We start from the raw sequence: 25,124 nt of genomic DNA, 5'->3' as shown, positions 1-25,124 counted from the left end.
GGGCGGGATGCCGCTCAGGTGTGATTCCCCGAACCAATTACCAGCGCGTAGGTCTGTGTCGCGATCTCCAATTCCTCGTCAGTAGGTACCACCGCCACCGCGACCCGGGCGCCCTCGGGCGAGATCAGCCGCGCCTCGTCGCCGCGCACGGCGTTGCGCTCGCCGTCCACCGCCAGGCCCAGCTCCTCCAGACCCGCCAGGGCGGCCTCCCGCACCGGCGCCGCGTTCTCACCGACACCGGCGGTGAAGGCCACCGCGTCCACCCGTCCGAGCACGGCGTAGTAGGCGCCGATGTACTTCTTCAGCCGGTGAATGTAGATGTCGAACGCCAGCTCCGCCTGCTCGTCACCCGCGTCGACACGGCGGCGGATCTCCCTCATGTCGTTGTCGCCGCACAGGCCGATCAGACCGCTCTTCTTGTTGAGGAGAGTGTCGATCTCGTCGGCGGACATTCCACCAACACGCATCAAATGGAAGATGACGGCCGGGTCCATGTCTCCGGAGCGCGTACCCATCACGAGCCCCTCCAAAGGCGTCAGCCCCATGGAGGTGTCCACGCAGCGACCGCCCCTGACGGCCGAGGCCGACGCCCCGTTGCCCAGGTGCAGCACGATCACGTTCGTCTCGGAGGGGTCCTTGCCGAGCAGTTCGGCGGTGGCGCGGGAGACGTAGGCGTGCGAGGTGCCGTGGAAGCCGTAGCGGCGGATGCGGTGCGCGTCGGCCGTCTGCGCGTCGATCGCGTAGCGGGCGGCCGACTCCGGCATCGTCGTGTGGAAGGCGGTGTCGAACACGGCGACCTGCGGCAGGTCGGGCCGCAGCGCCCGGGCCGTGCGGATCCCGGTGAGGTTGGCCGGGTTGTGCAGCGGGGCCACCGGGATGAGCCGCTCGATCTCGGCGAGTACGGCGTCGTCGATCACGGTGGGCTCGGTGAAGGACTTGCCGCCGTGCACCACCCGGTGCCCGATCGCGGCCAGTTCGGGCGAGTCCAGCCCGAGGCCGTCCTTGGCGAGCTCCTCGGCGACGGCCTTCAGGGCGGCGTCGTGGTCGGCGATCGCCCCGCCGCGCTCCCGGCTCCCGCCGCCGGCCGGGGTGTGCTTCAGCCGGGAGGACTGCTCGCCGATGCGCTCGACCAGGCCCACCGCCAGCCGGCTGCTGTCGCGCATGTCGAGCAGCTGGTACTTCACCGACGAGGAACCGGAGTTGAGGACGAGGACACGGGTGGGGCTCACTGGGCGGTCGCCTTCGCGCTCGGGGACGGGGCGGGGGACTGGGCCTGGATCGCCGTGATGGCGACGGTGTTGACGATGTCCGAGACCATGGCGCCCCGGGACAGGTCGTTGACCGGCTTGCGCAGGCCCTGGAGCACCGGGCCGACGGCGATCGCGCCGGCCGAGCGCTGCACGGCCTTGTAGGTGTTGTTGCCGGTGTTCAGGTCGGGGAAGATCAGCACGCTCGCCTGCCCGGCGACCTCGGAGCCGGGCAGCTTGGTCGCCGCGACGGACGGCTCCACGGCGGCGTCGTACTGGATCGGGCCCTCGATCTTCAGGTCGGGCCGGCGCGTGCGGACGAGCTCGGTGGCCTCGCGCACCTTGTCGACGTCGGCGCCGGAGCCGGAGGTGCCGGTGGAGTACGACAGCATCGCGATCCGCGGCTCCACGCCGAACTGCTCGGCCGTGGTGGCCGACTGGATGGCGATGTCGGCGAGCTGCTGGGCGTTCGGGTCCGGGTTGATCGCGCAGTCGCCGTAGACGAGGACCTTGTCGGCCAGGCACATGAAGAACACCGACGAGACGATGTCGGTATCCGGCTTCGTCTTGATGATCTCGAAGGCCGGGCGGATGGTCGCGGCCGTGGAGTGCACCGACCCGGAGACCATGCCGTCGGCGAGGCCGTCCCGGACCATCAGCGTGCCGAAGTAGTTCACGTCGGAGACGACGTCGTAGGCCAGCTCGACGGTGACGCCCCGGTGGGCGCGCAGGGCGGCGTACTTCTCGGCGAAGGCGTCCCGCAGGTCGGACGTGGCCGGGTCGATCAGCTGGGACTCGCCGAGGTCCACCCCGAGGTCGGCGGCCTTCTTGCGGATCTGGTCGACCGGGCCGAGCAGGGTCAGCTCGCACACGCCCCGGCGCAGCAGCACCTCGGCGGCGTGCAGCACACGCTCCTCGGTGCCCTCGGGCAGCACCACGCGGCGCAGGTCGGAGCGGGCCTGCTCCAGCAGCTTGTGCTCGAACATCATCGGCGTGACGCGGTCGTTGCTCGGCGCGGAGACGCGGCGGGCCAGGTCGCCGGTGTCGGCGTACCGCTCGAACAGGCCGAGCGCCCGCTCCGCCTTGCGCGGCGTGGCCGCGTTGAGCTTGCCCTCCAGGGAGAACAGCTGCTCGGCGGTGGGGAAGCTGGTGCCCGCCACCGACAGTACCGGGGTGCCGGGCGCGAGGCGGTCGGCGAGCGTGAGGATGTCGGTGCCGGGCACCTCGTCCAGGGTGAGGAGCAGGCCCGCGATCGGCGGGGTGCCGGCGCTGTGCGCGGCGAGCGCCCCGACGACCAGGTCGGCCCGGTCGCCCGGGGTGATGACGAGGCAGCCCGGGGTCAGGGCGCCCAGGAAGGTCGGCAGCATCGCGCCGCCGAAGACAAAACCGAGCACGTCCCGGGCGAGCCCGGAGTCGTCGCCGAGCACCACCCGGGCGCCGAGCGTGTGGCTGATCTGCGAGACGGTCGGGGCGGACAGCGCGGGCTCGTCGGGCAGGACGTAACAGGGCACGGGGAGCCGGGAGTCGAGCTGGCCGGCGATCTCGTCGCGGTCCTCGCGGGCGACCCGGTTGGTGACCATGGCCAGGACGTCGCAGCCGAGGGTGTCGTAGGCGCGGTAGGCGTTGCGCGTCTCGGCGAGCACGGACTCGACGGGCTGCTCGCGTCCGCCGACGACCGGGATCACGGATGCGCCGAACTCGTTCGCCAGCCGGGCGTTGAGCGACAGCTCGTCCGGCAGCTGGGTGTGGGCGTAGTCGGTGCCGAGGACCAGGACCACGTCGAAGTCGCGGGCGACCAGGTGGAAGCGGTCGACGAGCGTGGACACGAGCTCGTCCGTGCCGGCCTCGGCCTGGAGGGCGGACGCCTCGTGGTAGTCCATGCCGTAGACGGTGGCCGGGTCCTGGGTGAGCCGGTAGCGGGCGCGCAGCAGCTCGAAGAGGCGGTCGGGCCCGTCATGGACCAGGGGACGGAAGACGCCCACCCGGTCGACCTGCCGGGTGAGGAGCTCCATGACCCCCAGTTCGACGACCTGGCGGCCGTCGCCGCGGTCGATGCCGGTCACGTACACGCTGCGGGTCACACGCGCTCTCCGTTCGTCTCGCCTGGGGGTACACATCAAGCCAACGGCTATCCAGCCAGGGGCACAAAAATCGCCCACCGAGGTGAGCAGAACCCTCTTGACAATACCTCCGACGCTCTATAAGGCGCCCGGCAGAGTCGGGTGCCGTACCGGGCGTGGAGCGTGAAACAATCGGCAGTGGCTCACCGGTATCCACAGCGAGCAGGAGACACAGCACGATGCGTATCGGAGTTCTCACCGCAGGCGGCGACTGCCCCGGCCTGAACGCCGTGATCCGGTCGGTCGTGCACCGGGCGGTCGACAACTACGGCGACGAGGTCATCGGCTTCGAGGACGGCTACTCGGGCCTGCTCGACGGCCGCTACCGCGCCCTCGACCTGAACGCGGTCAGCGGCATCCTGGCCCGCGGCGGCACCATCCTCGGATCGTCCCGGCTGGAGCGCGACCGACTCCGCGAGGCCTGCGAGAACGCCTCCGACATGATCCACGAGTTCGGCATCGACGCGCTGATCCCCATCGGCGGCGAGGGCACGCTGACGGCCGCCCGCATGCTGAGCGACGCGGGCCTGCCGGTCGTGGGCGTCCCGAAGACGATCGACAACGACATCTCGTCGACCGACCGCACCTTCGGCTTCGACACCGCGGTGGGCGTCGCCACCGAGGCGATGGACCGCCTGAAGACCACCGCCGAGTCCCACCAGCGGGTGATGGTGGTGGAGGTCATGGGACGCCACGCGGGCTGGATCGCGCTGGAGTCCGGCATGGCGGCCGGTGCGCACGGCATCTGCCTGCCTGAGCGGCCGTTCGACCCGGCCGATCTCGTGAAGATGGTCGAGGAACGCTTCGCCCGGGGGAAGAAGTTCGCCGTGGTCTGCGTCGCCGAGGGCGCCCACCCCGCCGACGGCACCATGGACTACGGCAAGGGTGCGATCGACAAGTTCGGCCACGAGCGGTTCCAGGGCATCGGCACGGCTCTGGCCCACGAGCTGGAGCGGCGGCTCGGCAAGGAGGCCAAGCCGGTCATTCTCGGCCACGTCCAGCGCGGCGGATCACCGACCGCGTACGACCGGGTGCTCGCCACGCGGTTCGGCTGGCACGCGGTGGAGGCCGCGCACCAGGGCCAGTTCGGCAGGATGACCGCGCTGCGCGGGACGGACATCGTGATGGTGCCGCTCGCCGAGGCCGTGACCGAACTGAAGACGGTGCCGAAGGACCGGATGGACGAGGCCGAGTCGGTCTTCTAGTGCCGCGGTACTGGCTTCCAGTACCGCGGTTCTGGTGTCGCCGCCGGTGCCGCGACGGGGCGGGCGTCGGCTGCCGCGGCACTGGCTAGCCACCCTCCCGGCCGGTGTGGTCCTGCAGTTTCGTCCAGAAGTGCTCCACGATCCCGTCGAGGAAGTCCTGGCCGGCGTCCCCCACGTCACCGCTGCCGCCGCCCCGGCTCAGGGTGGCGGCCATGTGCCCCTGGTAGTCCTCGTGCAGGCCCCGCAGGGCCCCCGCGAGGAACCGCCGGTGCAGCGGCACGAGTCTGCCGACCGGGCGGACGTAGGCCTGCCAGCGGGTGGTGGCCGCGCTGCGCAGCAGTTCTCCCAGCCTGGCGTCGCGTCCGGTGACGGTGACGAAGTCGGGCAGGCCGAGGCCGAGCAGGTCGGCGAGGGCCGCGGACTGGCGCTCGGTGCCGCGCCACCTGTCGGTCTCCTCCATGCGCAGGTACGCGTGGACGTCGTGCCCAACGGCCCGGGCGACGTCCTCGGCTGCCAGGCAGCGGGCGAGGCGGTGTTCGCGCAGGGTGCGGGGTCTGCCGACGAGTTCGGCCGGCGAGCACCACAGCACGCCCGCGAGGGCGGTGAGTTCCGCGTTGCTCGGAGCGCTGATCCCGCGCTCCCAGGCGATCACGTGGGCCGGGGAGACGTGGGGATGCCCGTAGGAGACGCGCATGCCGTAGGCGACGTGCTCGGGGGCCATGCCGAGCGCCGCGCGCAGACGGCGGGCCGCGGGGGCGTCGAACGGCGGAGGGGTGGTCGTGGGGGAGGACTCGCCCGGAGGGGGTGAAGGTCGGCGCACGCGCCACAAGCTAGGGGCGCGCGATCCCGTCGACTACGTTCTGTTCGGCCAGGATCACGGATTGTAGGAATCTACGGCTACCGGCGGGTTCGACCGGGGCCGAAGATCGTCTGTCCGGTGGGCGGACGAGCGGGCGAGGATGGCGCCGGGCCCGGCGACCGCGGGCCCGGAAAGGCAGTGCGTCACGTGAACAGCAAGCTCAACAGGCATATGCGCGAGCGTCTGCTCGCGCCGAACTTCTGGCACCTCGCCACGGTGGGGCCCGACGGGGCGCCTCAGGTGTCGCCCATGTGGGCGGACATCGAAGGGGAGTACGTCATGGTCAACACCTCGGTGGGGCGGGTGAAGGAGGAGAACCTGCGGCGCAATCCGTACGTTTCGCTGTCCCACCACGACCCCGGGAACCCGTACGACCGGGCGGAGATCCGCGGGAAGGTCGTGCGGTTCGTCGAAGGGGAGGCCGCGGAGCGGGCGATGGACCGGCTGGCGCGCAAGTACCTCGGCGAGGACCGGTACCCGTGGCTGCTGCCGGGGGAGCGCCGGGTGATGCTGCTCATCGAGCCGACGCGGGTGCGGCGGCTGGAGGGCGTCGAGCCGTTCCGGGCGGGGGTGCTGCCGGAGGGGACGGCCGGCTGAGCGGGGCGCCAAAGGCTCCTCCGCGACCGGTCCCGCCCGGCCGGGTCACCGCGTGTGCGCCGGTTCCGTCGTGGCCGGCCGAGGCTGATGGAGCGTCACTGCCCCGTGACCGTGACCCAGCGGTACTGCAACTCCGGCCGCCCCACCGTGCCGTACTGCGGGCTGCGGGCCGCACGGCCGGCGTCGACCAGGTGCTCCAGGTAACGGCGGGCCGTGATGCGGGATATGCCCACCGTCTCGGCCACGCCTGCGGCCGTGAGGCCCTCCGCGCTGTCGCGCAGGGCGACCGTCACCCGCTCCAGCGTCGGCGCGCTCAAGCCCTTGGGCAGGGCGGCCGGTCCGGGTGCGCGCAGGGCCGCCAGTGCCCGGTCCACCTCGTCCTGGCCGCTCGCCTCGCCGACCGTCGCGTGGAACTCCGCGTAGCGCACGAGCCGATCGCGCAGGGTCGCGAAGGTGAAGGGCTTCAGGACGTACTGCACGACGCCGAGCGAGACGCCCTCACGTACGACGGCCAGGTCGCGGGCCGAGGTCACCGCTATCACGTCGGCGTGGTGACCGGCCGCCCGGAGGGAGCGGGCCAGTTGCAGGCCGTGCACGTCCGGCAGGTGCAGGTCGAGGAGGAGCAGGTCCACCGGGGTGCGTTCCAGGGCCCGGCGGGCCTCCGCGCCCGTGTGCGCCTTGCCCACGGCCGCGAACCCGGGCACCCGGCCGACGTAGAGGACGTGGGCGTCGGCGGCGACCGGGTCGTCCTCCACCACCAGGACACGGATGGCCTTCTCGCTGCTCGTCATGCGTCGCCTCCAGCGCCTCTGGACGCCGGGGCCCCGGACGTCACGCCCTTGGCCGCCGTCCCCGGCTCCCGCAAGGGCAGCCGTACCTCGAACTGTGCCCCGCCCCCGTCGGCCTCCGTCACCGTCAGGGAGCCCTCGTGCCGCTGGGCCGCCTGCCGGACGAGCGCCAGCCCGAGGCCCCGGCCGCCCGTACCTGCCGGCTTCGTGGAGAAGCCCCGCTGGAAGACCGCCTCGGCGTACTCGGGGTCCACGCCCGGGCCCGTGTCCGAGACCCGCAGCACCAGCTCCGGGGCGTCTCCCGCGGTCTCGGCGTGGGCCGCCACCGTCACCCGGGCCCGCACCGTGCCCTGGGCCGCGTCCATGGCGTTGTCGATCAGGTTGCCGAGGATGGTCACCAGGTCCCGCGCGGGCAGCGTCTCCGGCAGCAGGCCGTCGTCCAGCCAGCTGTCCTCCGACACCATCAGCTCCACGCCCCGCTCGTTCGCCTGGGCCGTCTTGCCCAGCAGCAGCGCCGCCAGAACCGGCTCGCTCACCGCCGCCACGACCTGGTCGGTCAACGCCTGCGCCAGCTCCAGCTCGGCCGTCGCGAACTCCACCGCTTCCTCCGCCCGCCCCAGCTCGATCAGCGAGACGACCGTGTGCAGCCGGTTCGCCGCCTCGTGCGCCTGTGAGCGCAGTGCCAGTGTGAAGCCCCGCTCGGAGTCCAACTCGCCCATCAGCGACTGGAGTTCGGTGACATCGCGCAGGGTGACGACCGTACCGCGCCGTTCGCCGCCCGACACCGGCGACGTGTTGACCACCAGGACCCGGGACGCCGTGAGGTGCACCTCGTCCACCCGCGGCTGGGAGGCCAGCAGCGCACCCGTCAGCGGGGCGGGCAGCCCCAGCTCCGCCACCGACCTGCCCACCACGTCCCCGGCCACGCCGAGCAAATCGCGCCCTCCGTCGTTGATCAGCGCCACACGGTACTGCCCGTCCAGCATCAGCAGCCCCTCGCGAACCGCGTGCAGGGCGGCCTGGTGGTAGTCGTGCATCCGGCTCAGCTCGGCGGCGTTCATGCCGTGGGTGTGGCGGCGCAGCCGGGCGTTGATGACGTACGTGCCGACCGCGCCCAGCGCCAGCGCGCCGGCCGCGACCCCGAGCAGGGCCGTCAGCTGGCCCTGCACCCGGTGGGTGATCTCCTCGACCCGGATGCCCGCGCTGACCAGGCCGACCACCCTCCGGCCGTCCTGGATGGGGGTGACCGCGCGGACCGACGGGCCGAGCGTGCCGGTGTAGGTCTCGGTGAAGGTCTGGCCCTCCAGGGCCTTCGCGGTGTGGCCCCGGAAGGTCTGGCCGATCTGCTTCGGGTCGGGGTGCGTCCAGCGGATGCCCCGCGGATCCATGATCGTGATGAAGTCGACCTCGGTGTCCCGCATCACCTTCAGCGCGTACGGCTGCAGCTCGGCGGCAGGGTCGGGGGTGCGGGTCGCCGCCAGCACGGACGGGGAGTCGGCGACCGACCGCGCCACCGCCCTGGCCTGGCGGGCGGCGGCCTCCTCGGCCTGGCTGCGGTCGCTGAGGTAGGTGAACAGCGCATATCCGGCCACGACGACCGCTATGAGGACGGCCTGCATGGCGAAGAGCTGGCCCGCCAGACTACGGGGACCGGGGACGGAGATGCGCATGTCGTCAGTCTGCCTCGTGGCTGATTGTGAACTAAATGAACGGAAGGGTGACCGCGCTCACAGAGAAGGACATAGTCACGGCATTCCCCATAACGCATCTCCGGGAGCCCCGCTCCCTTTCCCCCGGACGTGAGCCGCACGCCGGTGATGCCGACGACGTCGTCAAGGAGAGCCGCCGTGACCAGCGCAGCCGATACGGCACCTGCCGCACCCAAAGCCAAGCGGGACCGCACGCACTACCTCTACATCGCAGTGATCATCGCGGTCGCCGCCGGTATCGCGGTGGGTCTGGCCGCACCCGAGTTCGCGGTCGGGCTGAAGCCGATCGGAAGCGGCTTCGTGAGCCTGATCAAGATGATGATCTCGCCGATCATCTTCTGCACGATCGTGCTGGGCATCGGCTCGGTACGCAAGGCCGCCAAGGTCGGTGCCGTAGGCGGTATCGCCCTGGGCTACTTCATGGTGATGTCGGTGGTGGCGCTGGGCATCGGCCTGGTCGTCGGCAACATCCTGGAGCCCGGCTCGGGCCTGGCGGTGACCGACGCGGTCAAGGACGTGGGTCACGCCCAGGTCGACGCCGAGGCCAAGGACACCACGGAGTTCCTGCTCGGCATCATCCCGACCACGATCGTCTCCGCCTTCACCAACGAGTCGGTCCTGCAGACCCTGCTGATCGCCCTGCTCGCCGGCTTCGCGCTGCAGGGCATGGGCTCGGCCGGCCAGCCGATCCTGCGCGGTATCGAGCACATCCAGCGGCTCGTCTTCCGCATCCTCGCGATGGTGATGTGGGCCGCCCCGATCGGTGCCTTCGGCGCGATCGCCGCCGTCACCGGCTCCGCCGGCGTGGACGCGCTCAAGAGCCTCGCCGTGCTGATGCTCGGCTTCTACGCGACCTGCGTCCTCTTCATCTTCATCGTGCTCGGCACCCTGCTGCGCGTCATCTCCGGCCTGAACATCCTCACGCTGTTCAAGTACCTCGGCCGTGAGTTCCTGCTGATCCTTTCCACCTCCTCCTCCGAGTCCGCGCTGCCGCGGCTCATCGCGAAGATGGAGCACCTGGGCGTCAGCAAGCCGGTGGTCGGCATCACCGTCCCGACCGGCTACTCCTTCAACCTCGACGGCACCATGATCTACATGACCATGGCGTCCCTGTTCATCGCCGACGCCCTGGGCACCCCGATGTCGGTCGCCGAGCAGATCCCGCTGCTGCTCTTCCTGCTGGTCGCCTCCAAGGGCGCCGCCGGTGTCACCGGTGCCGGCCTCGCGACGCTGGCCGGTGGTCTGCAGTCGCACAAGCCGGCCCTGGTGGACGGCATCGGCCTGATCGTCGGCATCGACCGCTTCATGAGCGAGGCCCGCGCCCTGACGAACTTCGCCGGGAACGCCGTGGCCACCGTGCTGATCGGCACCTGGACGAAGGAGATCGACAAGGAGCGCGTCAACCAGGTCCTCGCCGGTCAGCTGCCCTTCGACGAGAAGACGCTGCTGGACGACGGCCACGACGGCCACGACGGCCACGACCGCCACGACGGTCCGGCCGGGGACCACGTCGAGGTGCCCGAGCAGGGCGGTGAGAAGGAGCTGGCCAAGGCCTGACGGCCGCGCCGCCCCACAGACGCCGGGCGGCTGGGTGTCCCCCCGTCGCTCAGCCGCCCGGTCCTTGTCTCGCAGAGACTCAGTCGTTCAGCTTCGTCACCAGCTCGGTGGCGCTCGAGGCGGGCACGCCCGCCGCGGTCAGGATGGTGACCGCGGCGCAGCGGCCCGCCTCTTGTGCTGCCACGAGCCCGTCGTTCACCGCCTCCATCAGCGCGACCAGCATCTGCTCGTGCACATAGGCCAGGGCCGGCGCGGGCAGCGGTGAGCTGAAGACGCCCTGGTCGAGGCCGCGCCGGAGCACCCCGGTCGCGGCCTCCCGGACGGGCGCGAGCCGCTCCCGGATGCCCTGCGTGGTGACGGTGCGCTGGGCGAGCGCGATCAGCAGCCGGTAGCGGTCGGCGAGTTCCCACACCGCCAGCACCGAGCGCGCCACGGCCTCCGCCGGATCCTCCACGCCCTCGCGGCCCTCCGCGTGCGCGGCCGACAGGGCCTGCACCGCGTTGTCGACGAGCGTGCTGATCAGCGCCTCGCGGCTGGGGAAGTGCCCGTACACCGTCCGCCGTACGACGCCCGCGGCACGGGCGATCTGGTCCATGGACGCGTCGGGGTCGCGCAGCAGCTCGGCGAGGGCGACGTCGAGGATGCGACGCCGGTTGGCGTCGGCGCGGCTGGTGTGGCCCGTGGTCATGGACGCCATTGTGCCCCTCCTCCCTCGACTTGCACAGCGCTGTGCAACGACGGTACATTGCACATCGTTGTGCAAATGCACACCTATGTGCAAGTCAGTGAGGAAGGCGACCCCTGCCATGCGACTCGTGATGACCGAACCGGCCGAGAGGACGGACCGCCCCTACGCACGCCGCTGGTGGGCACTCCTCGTGCTCTGCCTGAGCCTTCTGATCATCGTGATGGCGAACACCGCCCTCACCGTCGCCGCGCCCGACATGACCGAGGACCTCGGCCTGTCCAGCGCCGACCTGCAGTGGGTGATCGACGGTTACACCGTCCCGTACGCCGCGCTGATGCTGCTCCTCGGCGCCATAGGCGACAAGTACAGCCGCCGGTGCGCGCTCGTCCTCGGACTGGTCGTGTTCGGGGGTGGCTCCGTCTTCGGGTTCCTCGCCGGCAGCGCCACGACGGTCATCGCGGCCCGTGCGGTGATGGGCGCCGGCGCCGCGATGATCATGCCCGCCACGCTGTCCCTGCTCGCCGCGACCTTCCCGCGGGCCGAACGCGCCAAGGCCATCACCCTGTGGACCGCCACGGCCGGGCTCGCCATCGCGGCCGGACCGCTGGTCGCCGGGGCGCTGCTGGAGGACCACGGCTGGTCGTCGACGTTCCTCATCAACGTGCCGATCGCGGCGCTGGCCGTCATCGGCGCATTCGTCCTCGTACCGCCGTCCAAGGCGGGGCACCACGGGCGCATCGACTACGGCGGCGGGCTGCTGTCGGTCGTGTGGATCGCCGCGCTGATCTACATGATCATCGAGGGCCCGCACTTCGGCTGGGGCGTCAAGGCCGTCACGGCGGCCGTCGTCGCGGGGGCCGGGCTGGTCGCCTTCGTGCTCTGGGAGCTGCGCCACCCGCGCCCGGTCCTCGACGTCCGCCGCTTCACCGACCGCGGCTTCGCGGGCTCCAACCTCGCCGTCGCGCTGTTCTTCCTGGCGGTCTTCGGCGCCTTCTACTACCTGACGCAGCACCTCCAGTTCGTCCTCGGCTACAACGCCCTGGACACGGGTCTGCGGATGCTGCCGCTGGCCGGTGCCGTGTTCGTGGGCTCCGCCCTCACCGGGTACCTCACGCCCCGGGTCGGTATGAAGTGGACCGTCACGGCCGGCATGGTCGGCGGCACCGCTGCCCTGGCCCTGCTCACCCAGGTCGACTCCGGATCGTCCTACGGCGACTTCGTCGCGCCCCTGATCGTCCTCGGCCTCGCGATCGGGCTCGCGCTGTCGCCCTGCACGGACGCGATCATGGGGGCGTTCCCGGAGTCGGAGCTCGGCGTCGGCGGTGCGGTGAACGACACGTCGCTGGAGCTGGGCGGTTCGCTCGGCATCGCCATCCTCGGCTCGCTGCTGGCGACGTCGTACTCCGACCACCTCTCCGACGCCACGGCCGGTGGCAAGCTTCCCGCCTCCTCCCTGGAGACGGCCCAGGACTCCGTCGGGGCCGGATACGCCGTCGCCCAGGGCATCGGCGGCAGGGCCCGGCAGCTGGCCGAGCAGGCGGCGCACACGAGTGACCCCCAGCAGGCGGAGCGGCTGCGCACGCAGGCCGAGCAACTCGGCGGCGGAGCGCGGCAGATGGCCGATGCGGTGGGCTCCTCGTTCGCCGACGCGGTCGCGCACACCAGCCTGGTCGGGGCCGCGATCCTGGGCGTCGGGACGGTCGTCGTGGCGCTGCTGCTGCCCGGCAGGGGGAAGACCGCGGACGAGCCCGCCGAGGACAGGGAGCCGGAGTCCGAAGGGGCCCGTTAGCGCGCCGGCAAGCACCGTTGGTGCCCTGGCAGGCGCCGTTCGCCCACGACGGGGCGAACGGTGCCTGCCGGGCCATCAGGCGCGGACCGGCTCGGCCGCCTCGTCCAGGCGTGCCCGCTCCTCCGGGGTGAGCAGCAGGTCCGCCGCGGCCGCCGAGTCCCTGATCGTCTCCGGCCGGCTCGCTCCCGGGATCGGGACGACCGCCGGAGAGCGCGTCAGCAGCCAGGCGAGACCGACCCGTTGGGGACTGACACCGCGTTCCGCCGCCACCGCGTGGAACGCGGCGAAGCGTTCCGCTCCCTCCGTGCGCGACGGCCCGTCCAGGGAACTGCGGGCCAGCCCACCCAGCGGACTCCACGGCAGGAACGCCAGCCCCAGTTCCGCACACAGCCGCAGCTCCGGCTCGCTGTCCCGCACGGCGGGGGAGTACCGGTTCTGCACCGACACCAGCCGGTCGCCGAGGATCTCGCGCGCCCGGCGGATCTGGTCCGCGTCCGCGTTGGACACACCGGCCAGCCGGATCGTGCCCGCGTCGAGCATCTCGCGCAGCGCGCCGACCGACTCCTCGAACGGCACGTCGGGGTCGGGCTTGTGGAGTTGGTAGAGGCCGATCGCCTCCACTCCCAGCCGCTTCAGCGAGGCCTCGGCGGCGGCCTTGAGGTGGCGCGGGGCGCCGTTCACCGTCCAGTCGCCGCCGGCCGGGCGGCCGCGGCCGCCCTTCGTCGCCACCAGGACGCCGGAGGTGTCACCGCGGTAGGCGGCGAGCGCGCGGGCCACCAGACGTTCGTTGTGGCCGGGCTCCGCGCCCGGCAGATGGTACGAGTCGGCCGTGTCCAGCAGGGTCACGCCCGCTTCGAGCGCGGCGTGCACGGTGGCCAGGGCGCGCTCCTCGTCCGGCCTGCCCTCGAGGGACAGCGGCATCGCGCCGAGCCCGACCGCGCTCACCCGCAGCCCGCCGAGTGTCCGGTAGCGCATGTCAGTCGCCCTTCCCCAGGGTCTCGGCGACGGCACGCGGCAGCCACTGCCGGGCGTCGGTGAAGGTGAAGCCGAGCAGGGCGGCCCGGGTGCTGTCCATGCCGTAGGAGCGGCGGAAGGAGAACGGCGATACCTCGCCGACCTCGACGGGCCGGAACACGGCCCGCCCGCCCGGGACGTGGACCGCCACGGCCTCGCACAACTCCTCGGTGGTCAGCGTCCCGTGGGAGGCGGCGTTGACCGGCCCGGTGAAGTCCTCGCCCGCCGCCCAGGCCAGGAAGCGGGCGATCTCCTCGACGTACACGTACGTGGCGGGCCGGTTCCGGGCCGGCACGGCGATCGGCTCGCCGGTGCGCATCCGCTCGGCGTAGTGGGCCAGCCGCCCGGTGAAGTCGTCGTCCCCGCCCAGCACATGGGCGACCCGCACGGCCGCGTACGGGAACTTCGGGCCGTCGGCCGCGAGGACCGCCTCGGCCTGCCGCTTGCCCTCGCCGTAGTTGGCCTCCAGGAACGCGGGGTCGTCCCAGGGCAGGCCGAGGTCGACGGTGACGGCGGACGGCTCGACGGCCTCCTCGCGCACGAGGGCGGGGGAGTCCTCGTACGCGTACACCTCGACCGTCGAGGTCATCACGTAGCGGCGGGTGCGGTCGGCGAAGACGCGGCGGGCGAGGGCCGCCTGGCGCGGTGTGTAGCAGACCTGGTCGACGACGGTGTCGAAAACGCGAGTGCCGAGCGCGCCGGTCAGCGACCGCTCGTCGTCCCGGTCGGCGACCAGATGCTCCACCCCGGCGGGCGGCGGGGAGGACCCCCGGTTCAGCACGGTGACACGGTGCCCATCGGCGAGCAGCTGTGCGATCAGGCGCTTTCCGACGTAACGGTTCCCGCCGATGACCAGGACGTCCAGGACCTTTTCCATGACCATAATTCTCCTGGCGCACAGCCACGCCTTGAAGGGGGAACCATGGGAGTTCAGTCCGTCACGCCGAAAGAACCACGGCATCTGCGTACCGCCACCGACGAAACATCGGCGGCCTTCGACGCGCTGGACCGGCAGATCCTCGAACTGCTCCAGACCGACGGCCGGATCAAGCTCAGCGAGCTGGGCCGCCGGGTCCGGCTCAGCCCGGCGGCGGTCACCGAGCGCGTGCGGCGACTGGAGGCGGCGGGCGTGATCAGCGGCTACGGCGCCCATGTCGTGCCGGCCCGGCTCGGCTACGGCATCCAGGCGTTCATCCGGGTCGACCCGCACGGCGGCTACAACCTCAAGCACCCGAGGACCCTGGAGCTGATCGAGCGGCCCGAGATCACCGAGGTGCACCACGTGGTCGGTGAGGACTGCTGGATCCTCAAGGTCGCCGTCCGCGACACCGTCCACCTGGAGGAGGTCCTGGAGGACGTCTCCGCGCTGGGCCGCACCACGACCTCGATCGTGCTGACCTCCCCGGTGGAGCGTAAACCGCTGTTGCCTTGACGCCGGGGTCAAGGATTACGTTCGACGGCATGCGAATCGGCGAGCTGGCCGCACGGGCCGGGACCACGACGCGGACGCTGCGGTACTACGAGTCGCGGGGGCTGCTGCCCGTGCGGCGTGCTGGGAACGGATACCGGACCTACGACGAGGGCGATCTGCGGCTGCTGCGGCAGATCCGGACGCTGCAGGACTTCGGGTTCGACCTGGAGGAGACGCGGCCCTTCGTGGAGTGCCTGCGTGCCGGGCACCCCGAGGGTGACTCCTGCCCGGCGTCGCTCGCGGTCTACCGGCGCAAGCTGGACGAACTCGACGCGCTCATCGGCCAGCTGAGCACCGTGCGGGAGACGGTCGCGCGGCAGCTGGCGCGGGCCGAGCTGGCCGCCGAGGCGGAGGTTCCGGGCGGTCCGGAGCCCACGTGCGAACTGGGAGGGGACCTCCATGGTGACCGAAGTGACTGACGCGACCCACGTGACGGACGTGACGGACGCGGACTTCGAGGCGGAGGTGATCGGCGCGGATCTGCCGGTGCTGGTGGAGTTCACCGCCGACTGGTGCCCGCCCTGCCGGCAGATGGGCCCGGTGCTCAAGGCCCTCGCCGCCGAGGAGGCCGGCCGGCTGAAGGTGGTGCAGCTGAACGTGGACGCCAACCCGGAGACGACCAACGCCTACAGAGTGCTGTCGATGCCGACGTTCATGGTGTTCCACGCCGGCGAGCCCGTGAAGGCGATGGTGGGCGCGCGGGCCAAGCGGCGGCTGCGGGAGGAGCTGGCCGACGTGCTGTAGACGAGGCCCTGCGCAGGCCCTGCACACTGCCCCGACGACCGCCCCGACATGAGGAAATCCCCCGGGTAATTGCGCCCGGGGGATTTCCTTGCGTATATTTGTTTGTTCGTGACTTCAAGTCGATTGAAGCCACAGTGAAGTTCAGTGAGCACAGTATATCCGGGCGGGAGCGGAATTGTCAAACACCGAATTTCCGGACGATGAATTGCGGCAGGAACAGGAATTCATCGACGGTTTGTACGCGCGCGTGGACGCACTGCGCGGCGACGCCGAGACCTCCGTCACGGACGCGCTCGCGCAGGGCGACACCCCCATGCAGGCCAGACTCGAGCGGGACATCCTCGTGGCCGAGCGCTCCGGGCTGCTCGCCGCGCTGAACGCGGTGGACGGCTCCCTGTGCTTCGGCCGGATCGACCTCACCTCGGGCGTCACCCACCACATCGGCCGCATCGGCCTGCGCACCGACGACGCCGAGCGCACGCCCGTCCTGATCGACTGGCGCGCCGACGTCGCCCGCCCCTTCTACCTGGCCACCGGCCACACCCCGATGGGGCTGAGGCGCCGGCGGCACATCGCCACCGACGGCCGGCGGGTCACCCACCTGCACGACGAGATCCTCGACCTCGGCGACGAGACCCGCACCGGCCACGAGGACCCGACGGGCGACGCCGTGCTGCTCGCCGCGCTCAACTCCGCGCGGACCGGCCGCATGAGCGACATCGTGCAGACCATCCAGGCCGACCAGGACCGCATCATCCGCGCTCCGCACCGCGGCGTCATGGTGGTGGAGGGCGGCCCGGGCACCGGCAAGACGGCCGTCGCCCTGCACCGCGCCGCGTATCTGCTGTACGAGCACCGGGAACTGCTCGCCAAGCGGGCGGTGCTGATCGTCGGGCCCAACCCGGCGTTCCTCGGCTACATCGGCGAGGTGCTGCCCTCCCTCGGGGAGACGGGCGTGCTCCTCGCGACCGTCGGCGAGTTGTTCCCGGGCGTCAAGGCGACCGCGACCGACACGCCCGAGGCGGCAGCCGTGAAGGGCCGCGCCGAGATGGCCGACGTCCTCGCCGAGGTCGTCCGCGGCCGGCAGGCGCTGCCCGACCCGGTGATCGCCATCGAGCACGACCGCGAGGTCCTCATGCTCGACGACGGCCTGGTCAACGTCGCCCGCGAGCGCACCCGCGCAGCCAAGCTGCCGCACAACGCCGCCCGCGAGCACTTCGAGGGCCACATCCTCAACGCCCTCACCGACCTGTACGCCGAGCGGATCGGCACCGACCCCTTCGACGGGTCCAGTCTGCTCGACCCCAGCGACATCACCCAGATCCGCGACGACCTCGCCGAGAACCCCGAAGTCTGGTCGGCCATCGACCAGTTGTGGCCGCTGCTGACCCCGCAGCGGCTCGTCGCGGACTTCCTCGCGGCGCCCGAGGAGTTCCTGCCCGCCGAGGACGCCGACGCCGTGCGCCGTCCCGTGACCCGGCGCTGGACGGTCGCCGACGTGCCGCTGCTCGACGAGGCCGCCGAACTCCTCGGCGAGGACGACCGGATCGCCCGCGAGCGCGCCCAGCGCGAGCGGGAGCGGCAGATCGCCTACGCGCAGGGCGTGCTGGACGTGTCCTACGCGTCCCGGACCTACGAGTTCGAGGACAAGGAGGAGGACGACCCGGAGAGCTCCGAGGTGCTGTCCGCGCACGACATCATCGACGCCGAGCGGTTCGCCGAACGGCACGACGAGGACGACCACCGCAGCGCCGCCGAGCGCGCCGCGGCCGACCGCACCTGGGCGTTCGGGCACATCATCGTCGACGAGGCGCAGGAGCTGTCGCCGATGGCGTGGCGGCTGCTGATGCGGCGCAGCCCGACCCGGTCGATGACCCTGGTCGGCGACCCGGCACAGACCGCGGAGGCGGCCGGCGTCGGCTCCTGGGCGGGCATCCTCTCCCCGTACGTCGAGGACCGCTGGGAGCACACCCGGCTGGGCGTCAACTACCGCACCCCGGCCGAGATCATGGACGTCGCGGCGGCCGTGGTCCGCGCCGAGCACCCGGGGTTCGAGCCGCCGAGCTCGGTCCGCTCCACGGGCGTACCCCCCTGGGCCCGTGCCACCGACGACCTCCCCGGCGCCGTCGCCAAGGCGGTCGAGGAACTCACCCCTGACGAGGGGCGGCTCGCGGTGATCGCGCCACGCGACCTCCACCGCGGCCTCGCGGCCCGGCTGGACGGCGTGACGGCGGGCACCGAACCCGACCTCACACGGACGGTCGTCCTGCTCGATCCGCGTCAGGCCAAGGGCCTGGAGTTCGACTCCGTCCTCGTGGTCGAGCCCGGCCGGTACGGCACCAGCGACCTGTACGTGGCCCTGACCCGGGCCACCCAGCGGCTCGGCGTGCTGCACACCGGGGAACTGCCGGAGGCTCTGGCGGCGGCCCTCGGGTAGCGGAGCGGCCCCGCACCCGCCCGGGCGCGGGGCCGCCTACCGCAGGAGAAGCGGGCGGCAGCGTTCATCGCCGTGTCACAGGAGGCCCGGGCCCCCTACGCCGGCCGCAGCCACACCGTCGCCAGTGGGGGCAGGGTCAGCTGGATGCTCGCCGGGCGGCCGTGCCAGGGGGTGGGTTCGGGTTTGACCGGGTCGGGGTTCGTGACGTCGCTGCCGCCGTAGCGGGCCGCGTCGGTGTTGACGGCCTCGTGCCAGGCGGGGACGTCCTCGGGGACGCCCAGGCGGTAGTCCTGGCGGACGACCGGCGCGAAGTTGGACACCGCCAGCACCGGGGTGCCCTCCGGGTCCAGCCGCAGGAACGCGAGGACGTTGTCGTCCGCGGCGTCCCCCACGATCCACTCGAAGCCCGCCGGGTCCGTGTCGAGGCGCCACAGTGCCGGGGTGGCGCGGTAGACGGTGTTGAGGTCGCGGACCAGGTCGCGCACGCCCCGGTGGTCGGGCTCGGCCCCGTAGCCCGGGTCGAGCAGCCACCAGTCGGGGCCGTGTGCCTCGGACCATTCGGCTCCCTGCGCGAACTCCTGCCCCATGAAAAGCAGTTGCTTGCCCGGGTGGGCCCACATGAAGCCGAGGTAGGACCGGATCCCGGCGCGCTGCTGCCACCAGTCGCCCGGCATCTTCGACACCAGCGAGCCCTTGCCGTGCACGACCTCGTCGTGGGAGATCGGCAGGACGTAGTTCTCGCTGTACGCGTACACCATCGAGAACGTCATCTCGTGGTGGTGATACTTGCGGTGCACCGGCTCGTGGCTCATGTACTGCAACGTGTCGTGCATCCAGCCCATGTTCCACTTCAGCCCGAAGCCGAGCCCGCCGAAGCCGCTCGGGCCCTCGTGGTGGGTGGCGCGGGTGACACCGTCCCAGGCGGTGGACTCCTCGGCGATCGTCACCACGCCGGGCACCCTGCGGTACACCGTCGCGTTCATCTCCTGCAGGAACGCCACCGCGTCCAGGTTCTCCCGGCCGCCGTGCTCGTTGGGCGTCCACTGGCCCGGCTCGCGCGAGTAGTCCAGATAGAGCATGGACGCCACCGCGTCCACGCGCAGCCCGTCGATGTGGAACTCCTCGCACCAGTACACCGCGTTCGCCACGAGGAAGTTGCGCACCTCGTTGCGCCCGAAGTCGAACTCCAGCGTGCCCCAGTCGGGGTGCGCGGCCCGCAGCGGGTCCTCGTGCTCGTACAGGGGCCGGCCGTCGAACTCGGCCAGCGCCCAGTCGTCGCGCGGGAAGTGCGCCGGCACCCAGTCCATGAGCACGCCGATACCGGCCTGGTGGAGCTTGTCGACCAGGTACCGGAAGTCGTCCGGCGTGCCCATCCGGGCCGTCGGCGCGTAGAAGCCCGTGACCTGGTAGCCCCAGGAGCCACCGAACGGATGCTCCGCCACCGGCATCAGCTCCACGTGCGTGAAGCCCAGGTGCTTCACGTACCCGGGGAGCTGCTCGGCGAGCTGACGGTACGTCAACCCCGGCCGCCAGGACGGCAGGTGCACCTCGTACACCGAGAACGGTGCCTCGTGCGCCGGTGCCTCGGCGCGCCGGGACAGCCACTCGGCGTCGGCCCACTCGTACCGCGACGACGTGATGACCGACGAGGTCGCGGGAGGCACCTCCGTGCGGCGGGCCATCGGGTCGGCACGCAGCGTCTTCGAACCGTCGGCCCGAGTGATCTCGAACTTGTACAGCTCACCCTCGCCGATGTCCGGCAGGAACAGCTCCCACACGCCCGACGAGCCCAGCGACCGCATGACGTGTGCGGTGCCGTCCCAGAAGTTGAACGTGCCGGCCACGCGCACGCCGAGCGCGTTCGGCGCCCACACCGCGAAGCGGGTGCCGGTCACGCCCTGGTGGGTCGTCGGGTGCGCGCCGAGCGCCGTCCACAGTTCCTCGTGCCGGCCCTCACCGATCAGGTGCAGGTCGAGGTCGCCCAGCGTGGGCAGGAAGCGGTAGGCGTCCTCGGTCTCCAGGACCGTCTCCCCGTACTCCACGACCAGCCGGTACTCCGGGACCTCCCGCAGCGGCAGCAGCCCCGAGAAGAATCCCTCCCCGTCGTCGTGCAACTCCGCCCGCAGTTCCCCGGCGACGACGGTCACCGACAGCGCGTACGGCCGGAACGCCCGGAACGCGACCCCGCCGGGAACGGGGTGTGCGCCGAGCACGGAGTGCGGTGCGTGGTGTGTGCCGCCGAGCAGCCGCGCCCGGTCCCCCGCGTCGACAGCGGGCGAGCCGGCGACCTCCATCTCAGGGGGGACGGTCTGGTCGGGGGTGGTGGACCCGGTGGCGGACTCGGCGGCGGCCTTCCCGGCCGTGACCTTCCCGGCTGGAGCCTTCTTCGTGGCCGGAGCCTTCTTCGTGGCCGGAGCCTTCTTCGTGGCCGGAGCCTTCTTAGCAGCGGTCTTCGTCGAAGCCGTCTTGTTCGTTGCGGTCTTCGCCGTGGTCGTCGTCGCGGGCGGCGTGACGGCGGTGACCTTGGCGGCCGTCGCCTTGGCCGTCGTGGCCTTCTTCGCGGCCGACTCCTTGGCTGGGGCCTTTCTGGTCGGGGCCTTCCTGGTCGGGGCCTTCTTCGCCGGGGCCTTCTTCGCCGGGGCCTTCTTCGCGGTCGTCTTCTTCGCTGTTGCCTTCTCGGCGGCTGTCTTCGTCGCGGCCACCTTCTTGGCGGTGGACTTCGCGGCGGTCGCCTTTGCGGGAGCCGCCTTCTTCGTGACGGCCTTGTTGGTGGTGGACTTCGTCGGGGTCGCCTTCGCGGGAGCCGCCTTCTTCGCGGCGGCCTTCGTGGCGGGGGACTGCGCGGAGGCTGCCTTCTTCGCGGCGGCCTTCGTGGCGGGGGACTGCGCGGAGGCCGTCTTCTTGGCGGCGGCCTTCTTCGCGGCCGCCGTCTTCTTCGCCGCTGCCTGCTTCGGCACCGCCGTCTTCTTCGCGGCGCTCTTCTGCTGCGCGGCCGTGGGCTGCTCGGGGATCTTCTCCCCGGCCGTCCCCTTGGGACGCGAACCGCTGGACTCAGGGCGGGGGGTCACGGGCGGAGCCTCCAGGACGAGGGGTGGTCGGTCAGGTCAGGTGGCCGGACGAGGCGAGCCGGTCTATGGCGGCCAGGGGCACCGGCAGCCAGTCGGGGCGGTGCCGGGCCTCGTACACCACCTCGTAGATCGCCTTGTCCGTCTCGTAGGCGCGCAGCAGCACCGGGTCGGTGCGCGGATCGCGGCCGGAGGCCTCCGCGTAGCCGGAGCAGTACGCGGAACGGCAGGCCTCGGCCCAGTCCGGCTGGGGCGGATCGGCCGAGCGCGCCGCGTAGTCGAAGGACCGCAGCATGCCGGCGACGTCCCGCACGGCGGGCTGCGGCATGCGCCGCTCGGCCAGCGGCCGGGCCGGCTCGCCCTCGAAGTCGATCAGCCACCACTCGCCGGAGGGCGAGCGCAGGCACTGACCGAGGTGCAGATCACCGTGCACGCGCTGCGCGGTCCAGGTGCGGCCCTCGGCGGCCAGGTCGCCCAGCGCCGTGAAAGCCGACCGCAGCCCGCCGGCGTACGGCCGCAGCGCGGGCACCGCCTGGGCGGCCGCGTCCAGGCGCTCGATCATGCCGTCGACCATGAGCCGCAGCTGCGTGTGACCGAGCGTGACGGTGGGCAACGCCCGGGCCAGCGCCGTGTGCACCTCGGCGGTGGCCCGCCCCAGCGCCCGCGCCTCGGCGCCGAAGTCCTCGCCCTTGGCCAGCTCGCGCAGCGCCAGATCCCAGCCGTCGGAGGCGCCCTGCACGAACGGCTGGAGCACTCCCAGCACGTACGGCTGGCCGGCGAGGTCCGCCGGGCCCGCCGAGACGACCGGGTCCGCCGACGGGTCGATGTCCGCGACCATCCAGGCCGTCGGCGCGGGCACCCGCGGGCAGCCCTCGCGGGCGAGTGCCAGCGGAAGCTCCAGGTCCGGATTGATCCCGGGCACGATCCGGCGCAACAGCTTCAGGATGAACGTATCTCCGTAGATGATCGACGAGTTGGACTGCTCGGCGGTCACCACGCGCGGTACCAGCCCGGACCGGATGTCCTGGGCGAGGTCCCGGTCGAACCGGAGCCCGCCGATCCGGGCACGGGCCCGCAGGGCCTCCAGGAGCAGTTCGGCGGGCCTGGTGTCGTGCAGGGCGTCGTAGACCGTGCGGCCCGCCAGCGGCCCCGTCGTCACATGTCCGATGAGCGCGGGCGCCAGCCGAGGCGGCAGCGCCTCGCGCACGCCTATCAGCAGCTGGTAGCAGTCGCCCGGGTGGCCGGGTGCCCCGTGGGACGGCACGAGCGGTTGGTGGGCCCGGACGAGCAGGTGGTACAGGCCGAGTTTGGCCGCCGGGGCACCTTCCTGCCGGCGGGCGGTCGAGAGCCTGGGCGCCGGGAGCAGCTCGGTGGCCTCGACCAGGGTGAACCCGGTGACCGGTCGTCCCTTGCCTGCGAACCAGCGCTGCCGCGGCAGCCATTCCCGCAGCAGGGGGTCCAGGGATGGGAGAAGGCCGGGCGGGGTGGTGACGGTGCGTGTGACGGCTTCCGACATGACGTCGCGTCCTTTCACCCATTCTTGGTGCGCCTCCGGGCGCCTGCCGACGGTCCCGGACGGCGCCCCTCCGGCTCACGCGGGTGGGCGGGGTGTTACTGATGCGTGCCCCGGGCGGGGCGGAGGAAACGCCCCGCCCCGGGGGTTTGCGGCCCGCCGCGCGGATCGGGCCTCGGCAGGCCCTGTTCAGGTTTCACACAGCGTCCCTGCGCAGCCGGAACCAGTAGAAGCCGTGGCCCGCCAGCGTCAGCAGGTACGGCAGCTCGCCGATCGCCGGGAAGCGCACCCCGCCGAACAGCTCCACCGGGTGCCGGCCCTCGAAGGCGCTCAGATCCAGTTCCGTGGGCTGCGCGAAACGCGAGAAGTTGTTCACGCACAGCACCAGGTCGTCCTCGAATTCCCGCAGGAAGGCCAGCACCGCCGGGTTCGTCGACGGCAGCTCGGTGTACGAGCCGAGGCCGAAGGCCGGGTTCTGCTTGCGGATCTCGATCATGCGGCGGGTCCAGTGCAGCAGCGACGAGGGCGAGGCCATGGACGCCTCGACGTTCGTGACCTGGTAGCCGTAGACTGGGTCCATGATCGTGGGCAGGAACAGCCGTCCCGGATCGGACGAGGAGAACCCCGCGTTGCGGTCGGGGGTCCACTGCATCGGCGTGCGCACCGCGTCCCGGTCGCCGAGCCAGATGTTGTCGCCCATGCCGATCTCGTCGCCGTAGTACAGGATCGGCGATCCGGGCAGCGACAGCAGCAGCGCGGTGAACAGCTCGATCTGGTTGCGGTCGTTGTCCAGCAGGGGGGCGAGGCGCCGGCGGATGCCGATGTTGGCGCGCATGCGGGGGTCCTTGGCGTACTCGGCCCACATGTAGTCGCGCTCTTCGTCGGTGACCATCTCGAGCGTGAGCTCGTCGTGGTTGCGCAGGAAGATGCCCCACTGGCAGCCCGAGGGGATGGCCGGGGTCTTGGCCAGGATCTCGGAGACCGGGTAGCGGGACTCGCGCCGTACGGCCATGAAGATGCGCGGCATGACCGGGAAGTGGAAGGCCATGTGGCACTCGTCGCCGCCGCTGGGGTAGTCGCCGAAGTAGTCGACCACGTCCTCGGGCCACTGGTTGGCCTCCGCCAGCAGCACCGTGTCCGGGTACTGCGCGTCGATCTCCTTGCGCACGCGCTTCAGGAAGTCGTGCGTGGCCGGGAGGTTCTCGCAGTTGGTGCCCTCCTCCTGGTACAGGTACGGCACCGCGTCCAGGCGGAAACCGTCGATGCCCAGGTCCAGCCAGAACTTCAGCGCGGAGATCATCTCCTCCTGCACGGCCGGGTTCTCGTAGTTGAGGTCCGGCTGGTGGGAGAAGAAGCGGTGCCAGTAGTACTGCTTGCGGACCGGGTCGTAGGTCCAGTTGGAGGCCTCGGTGTCGACGAAGATGATCCGCGCGTCCTGGAACTGCTTGTCGTCGTCGGCCCACACGTAGTAGTCGCCGTAGGGCCCGTCGGGGTCCTTCCTGGACTCCTGGAACCAGGGATGCTGGTCGCTGGTGTGGTTCATGACGAAGTCGATGATCACGCGCATGCCGCGCTGGTGGGCGGCGTCGACGAACTCCACGAAGTCGGCCAGGTCACCGAACTCGGGGAGGACGGCGGTGTAGTCGGAGACGTCGTAGCCGCCGTCGCGCAGGGGCGACTTGAAGAAGGGCGGCAGCCACAGGCAGTCGACGCCGAGCCACTGGAGGTAGTCGAGCTTGGCGGTCAGGCCCTTCAGGTCACCGACGCCGTCGCCGTTGCTGTCCTGGAACGAGCGGACGAGGACCTCGTAGAAGACGGCGCGCTTGAACCAATCGGGATCCCTGTCCCTGGCGGGAGTGTCCTCGAAGGTGTCCGGAACGGGTTCGTTGACGATCATGTTGTGGGTGACCCTCCGATCTGCGGGTTGGACGGTCGCAGAACCGAGAAGACGTGCGCGGGGCGACGGCCCGGTTCGAGGCGCACATAGTTGGCCCTGCCCCAGTGGTAGGTCTCGCCGGTGAGCTCGTCGCGCACCGGCACCGACTCGTGCCAGTCCAGGCCGAGTTGCGGCATGTCCAACGAGACCGTGGCCTCCTGGGTGTGGTGGGGGTCGAGGTTGGCGACCACCAGAACCGTGTTCGAACCCTTCCGCTTCGAGTAGGCGATCACCGCCTCCTGGTCCGCGTGGTGGAAGTGGAGGTCGCGCAGCTGCTGGAGGGCCGGGTTCTCCCGCCGGATGGTGTTCAGGCGGGTCAGCAGCGGGGCGATGGTGCGTCCCTCGCGTGCGGCCGCTTCCCAGTCGCGGGGCCTGAGCTGGTACT

At 71.5% G+C, this 25,124-nt stretch carries 19 protein-coding genes and 1 pseudogene; 8 read left to right on the top strand and 12 right to left on the bottom strand.

Annotation, left to right across the window (positions count from 1 at the left end; genetic code table 11):
* Positions 1 to 14: 14 nt before the first annotated feature.
* Together ACZ5TL_RS33460 and pta are read right to left on the bottom strand one after the other, a co-directional pair.
* Complete coding sequence (locus ACZ5TL_RS33460) at positions 15 to 1,229, bottom strand: acetate kinase (RefSeq protein WP_468594563.1); 1,215 nt, start codon at positions 1,227 to 1,229, stop codon at positions 15 to 17.
* Positions 1,226 to 3,328 (bottom strand): phosphate acetyltransferase, encoded by a 2,103-nt coding sequence (pta, locus tag ACZ5TL_RS33455; RefSeq protein WP_468594562.1) that lies wholly within the window; start codon positions 3,326 to 3,328, stop codon positions 1,226 to 1,228. The genes ACZ5TL_RS33460 and pta overlap by 4 nt, the downstream gene beginning before the upstream one ends.
* Positions 3,329 to 3,546: 218 nt before the next feature.
* On the opposite strand from pta, the gene ACZ5TL_RS33450 reads away from it, so the two are divergent.
* The gene (locus tag ACZ5TL_RS33450) at positions 3,547 to 4,572 is read left to right on the top strand and encodes an ATP-dependent 6-phosphofructokinase (RefSeq protein ID WP_356924454.1); all 1,026 of its coding nucleotides are present in this window, start codon (positions 3,547 to 3,549) and stop codon (positions 4,570 to 4,572) included.
* Positions 4,573 to 4,657: 85 nt separating this feature from the next.
* Here the strand turns inward: ACZ5TL_RS33450 and ACZ5TL_RS33445 are convergent, their stop codons facing one another.
* Complete coding sequence (locus tag ACZ5TL_RS33445; RefSeq protein WP_468594561.1) at positions 4,658 to 5,401, bottom strand: helix-turn-helix domain-containing protein; 744 nt, start codon at positions 5,399 to 5,401, stop codon at positions 4,658 to 4,660.
* A gap of 201 nt (positions 5,402 to 5,602) precedes the next feature.
* On the opposite strand from ACZ5TL_RS33445, the gene ACZ5TL_RS33440 reads away from it, so the two are divergent.
* Positions 5,603 to 6,028 (top strand): PPOX class F420-dependent oxidoreductase, encoded by a 426-nt coding sequence (locus ACZ5TL_RS33440; protein ID WP_468594639.1) that lies wholly within the window; start codon positions 5,603 to 5,605, stop codon positions 6,026 to 6,028.
* Between the two features lie 95 nt (positions 6,029 to 6,123).
* Here ACZ5TL_RS33440 and ACZ5TL_RS33435 read toward each other — a convergent pair whose 3' ends face one another.
* A complete protein-coding gene (locus ACZ5TL_RS33435; RefSeq protein WP_468594560.1) occupies positions 6,124 to 6,819 on the bottom strand; it encodes a response regulator in 696 nt (231 codons plus the stop codon).
* Entirely contained in the window at positions 6,816 to 8,486 is a 1,671-nt protein-coding gene (locus tag ACZ5TL_RS33430; protein WP_468594559.1) for a sensor histidine kinase, read from the bottom strand. Before ACZ5TL_RS33430 ends, ACZ5TL_RS33435 begins: the two co-directional genes overlap by 4 nt.
* Before the next feature lie 177 nt (positions 8,487 to 8,663).
* On the opposite strand from ACZ5TL_RS33430, the gene ACZ5TL_RS33425 reads away from it, so the two are divergent.
* Entirely contained in the window at positions 8,664 to 10,082 is a 1,419-nt protein-coding gene (locus tag ACZ5TL_RS33425) for a cation:dicarboxylate symporter family transporter (RefSeq protein ID WP_468594558.1), read from the top strand.
* A gap of 79 nt (positions 10,083 to 10,161) precedes the next feature.
* Here ACZ5TL_RS33425 and ACZ5TL_RS33420 read toward each other — a convergent pair whose 3' ends face one another.
* A complete protein-coding gene (locus ACZ5TL_RS33420) occupies positions 10,162 to 10,779 on the bottom strand; it encodes a TetR/AcrR family transcriptional regulator (protein WP_468594557.1) in 618 nt (205 codons plus the stop codon).
* 109 nt (positions 10,780 to 10,888) lie between these two features.
* On the opposite strand from ACZ5TL_RS33420, the gene ACZ5TL_RS33415 reads away from it, so the two are divergent.
* Positions 10,889 to 12,559, top strand: coding sequence for a DHA2 family efflux MFS transporter permease subunit (locus ACZ5TL_RS33415; protein WP_468594556.1), 1,671 nt, complete (start codon positions 10,889 to 10,891; stop codon positions 12,557 to 12,559).
* Between the two features lie 75 nt (positions 12,560 to 12,634).
* Here ACZ5TL_RS33415 and ACZ5TL_RS33410 read toward each other — a convergent pair whose 3' ends face one another.
* Complete coding sequence (locus ACZ5TL_RS33410; protein WP_468594555.1) at positions 12,635 to 13,534, bottom strand: aldo/keto reductase; 900 nt, start codon at positions 13,532 to 13,534, stop codon at positions 12,635 to 12,637.
* Position 13,535: 1 nt separating this feature from the next.
* Complete coding sequence (locus ACZ5TL_RS33405) at positions 13,536 to 14,450, bottom strand: NAD-dependent epimerase/dehydratase family protein (protein WP_468594554.1); 915 nt, start codon at positions 14,448 to 14,450, stop codon at positions 13,536 to 13,538.
* A 45-nt stretch (positions 14,451 to 14,495) separates the two neighbouring features.
* On the opposite strand from ACZ5TL_RS33405, the gene ACZ5TL_RS33400 reads away from it, so the two are divergent.
* The 4 genes from ACZ5TL_RS33400 to ACZ5TL_RS33385 all read left to right on the top strand — a co-directional run bounded on the left by ACZ5TL_RS33400 (position 14,496) and on the right by ACZ5TL_RS33385 (position 18,225).
* Positions 14,496 to 15,005, top strand: a complete 510-nt coding sequence (locus ACZ5TL_RS33400; protein ID WP_468594553.1) for an Lrp/AsnC family transcriptional regulator — start codon at positions 14,496 to 14,498, stop codon at positions 15,003 to 15,005.
* Positions 15,006 to 15,034: 29 nt separating this feature from the next.
* Positions 15,035 to 15,463: a MerR family transcriptional regulator gene (locus ACZ5TL_RS33395; protein ID WP_468594552.1), complete on the top strand. Its 429-nt coding sequence runs from the start codon at positions 15,035 to 15,037 to the stop codon at positions 15,461 to 15,463.
* Positions 15,456 to 15,788: a thioredoxin family protein gene (locus ACZ5TL_RS33390; protein ID WP_468594551.1), complete on the top strand. Its 333-nt coding sequence runs from the start codon at positions 15,456 to 15,458 to the stop codon at positions 15,786 to 15,788. The genes ACZ5TL_RS33395 and ACZ5TL_RS33390 overlap by 8 nt, the downstream gene beginning before the upstream one ends.
* 205 nt (positions 15,789 to 15,993) lie before the next feature.
* Positions 15,994 to 18,225: a HelD family protein gene (locus tag ACZ5TL_RS33385; protein WP_468594638.1), complete on the top strand. Its 2,232-nt coding sequence runs from the start codon at positions 15,994 to 15,996 to the stop codon at positions 18,223 to 18,225.
* Between the two features lie 95 nt (positions 18,226 to 18,320).
* Here ACZ5TL_RS33385 and glgB read toward each other — a convergent pair whose 3' ends face one another.
* The 4 genes and pseudogenes from glgB to ACZ5TL_RS33365 all read right to left on the bottom strand — a co-directional run.
* A complete protein-coding gene (glgB, locus tag ACZ5TL_RS33380) occupies positions 18,321 to 21,293 on the bottom strand; it encodes a 1,4-alpha-glucan branching enzyme (protein WP_468594550.1) in 2,973 nt (990 codons plus the stop codon).
* A 31-nt stretch (positions 21,294 to 21,324) separates the two neighbouring features.
* Positions 21,325 to 22,806 (bottom strand): maltokinase N-terminal cap-like domain-containing protein, encoded by a 1,482-nt coding sequence (locus tag ACZ5TL_RS33375; RefSeq protein WP_468594549.1) that lies wholly within the window; start codon positions 22,804 to 22,806, stop codon positions 21,325 to 21,327.
* 193 nt (positions 22,807 to 22,999) lie between these two features.
* On the bottom strand, positions 23,000 to 24,700 hold the full coding sequence (gene treS / locus ACZ5TL_RS33370; RefSeq protein WP_468594548.1) for a maltose alpha-D-glucosyltransferase: 1,701 nt from the start codon (positions 24,698 to 24,700) through the stop codon (positions 23,000 to 23,002).
* Positions 24,697 to 25,124, bottom strand: a pseudogene (locus tag ACZ5TL_RS33365) (alpha-1,4-glucan--maltose-1-phosphate maltosyltransferase); the annotation flags it as partial. The gene treS and the pseudogene ACZ5TL_RS33365, both read right to left, overlap by 4 nt.

The sequence above is a fragment of the Streptomyces sp. NPDC033136 genome (assembly GCF_055578235.1).
This window is presented reverse-complemented; position numbering and strand designations above follow the sequence as displayed.

Coding starts and splice junctions, on each gene's coding strand:
- ACZ5TL_RS33450 (WP_356924454.1), top strand. CDS start 3,547: ATGCGTATCGGAGTTCTCACCGCAGGCGGCGACTGCCCCGGCCTGAAC.
- ACZ5TL_RS33440 (WP_468594639.1), top strand. CDS start 5,603: ATGCGCGAGCGTCTGCTCGCGCCGAACTTCTGGCACCTCGCCACGGTG.
- ACZ5TL_RS33435 (WP_468594560.1), bottom strand. CDS start 6,819: ATGACGAGCAGCGAGAAGGCCATCCGTGTCCTGGTGGTGGAGGACGAC.
- ACZ5TL_RS33430 (WP_468594559.1), bottom strand. CDS start 8,486: ATGCGCATCTCCGTCCCCGGTCCCCGTAGTCTGGCGGGCCAGCTCTTC.
- ACZ5TL_RS33420 (WP_468594557.1), bottom strand. CDS start 10,779: ATGGCGTCCATGACCACGGGCCACACCAGCCGCGCCGACGCCAACCGG.
- ACZ5TL_RS33415 (WP_468594556.1), top strand. CDS start 10,889: ATGCGACTCGTGATGACCGAACCGGCCGAGAGGACGGACCGCCCCTAC.
- ACZ5TL_RS33410 (WP_468594555.1), bottom strand. CDS start 13,534: ATGCGCTACCGGACACTCGGCGGGCTGCGGGTGAGCGCGGTCGGGCTC.
- ACZ5TL_RS33405 (WP_468594554.1), bottom strand. CDS start 14,450: ATGGAAAAGGTCCTGGACGTCCTGGTCATCGGCGGGAACCGTTACGTC.
- ACZ5TL_RS33400 (WP_468594553.1), top strand. CDS start 14,496: ATGGGAGTTCAGTCCGTCACGCCGAAAGAACCACGGCATCTGCGTACC.
- ACZ5TL_RS33395 (WP_468594552.1), top strand. CDS start 15,035: ATGCGAATCGGCGAGCTGGCCGCACGGGCCGGGACCACGACGCGGACG.
- ACZ5TL_RS33375 (WP_468594549.1), bottom strand. CDS start 22,806: ATGTCGGAAGCCGTCACACGCACCGTCACCACCCCGCCCGGCCTTCTC.
- treS (WP_468594548.1), bottom strand. CDS start 24,700: ATGATCGTCAACGAACCCGTTCCGGACACCTTCGAGGACACTCCCGCC.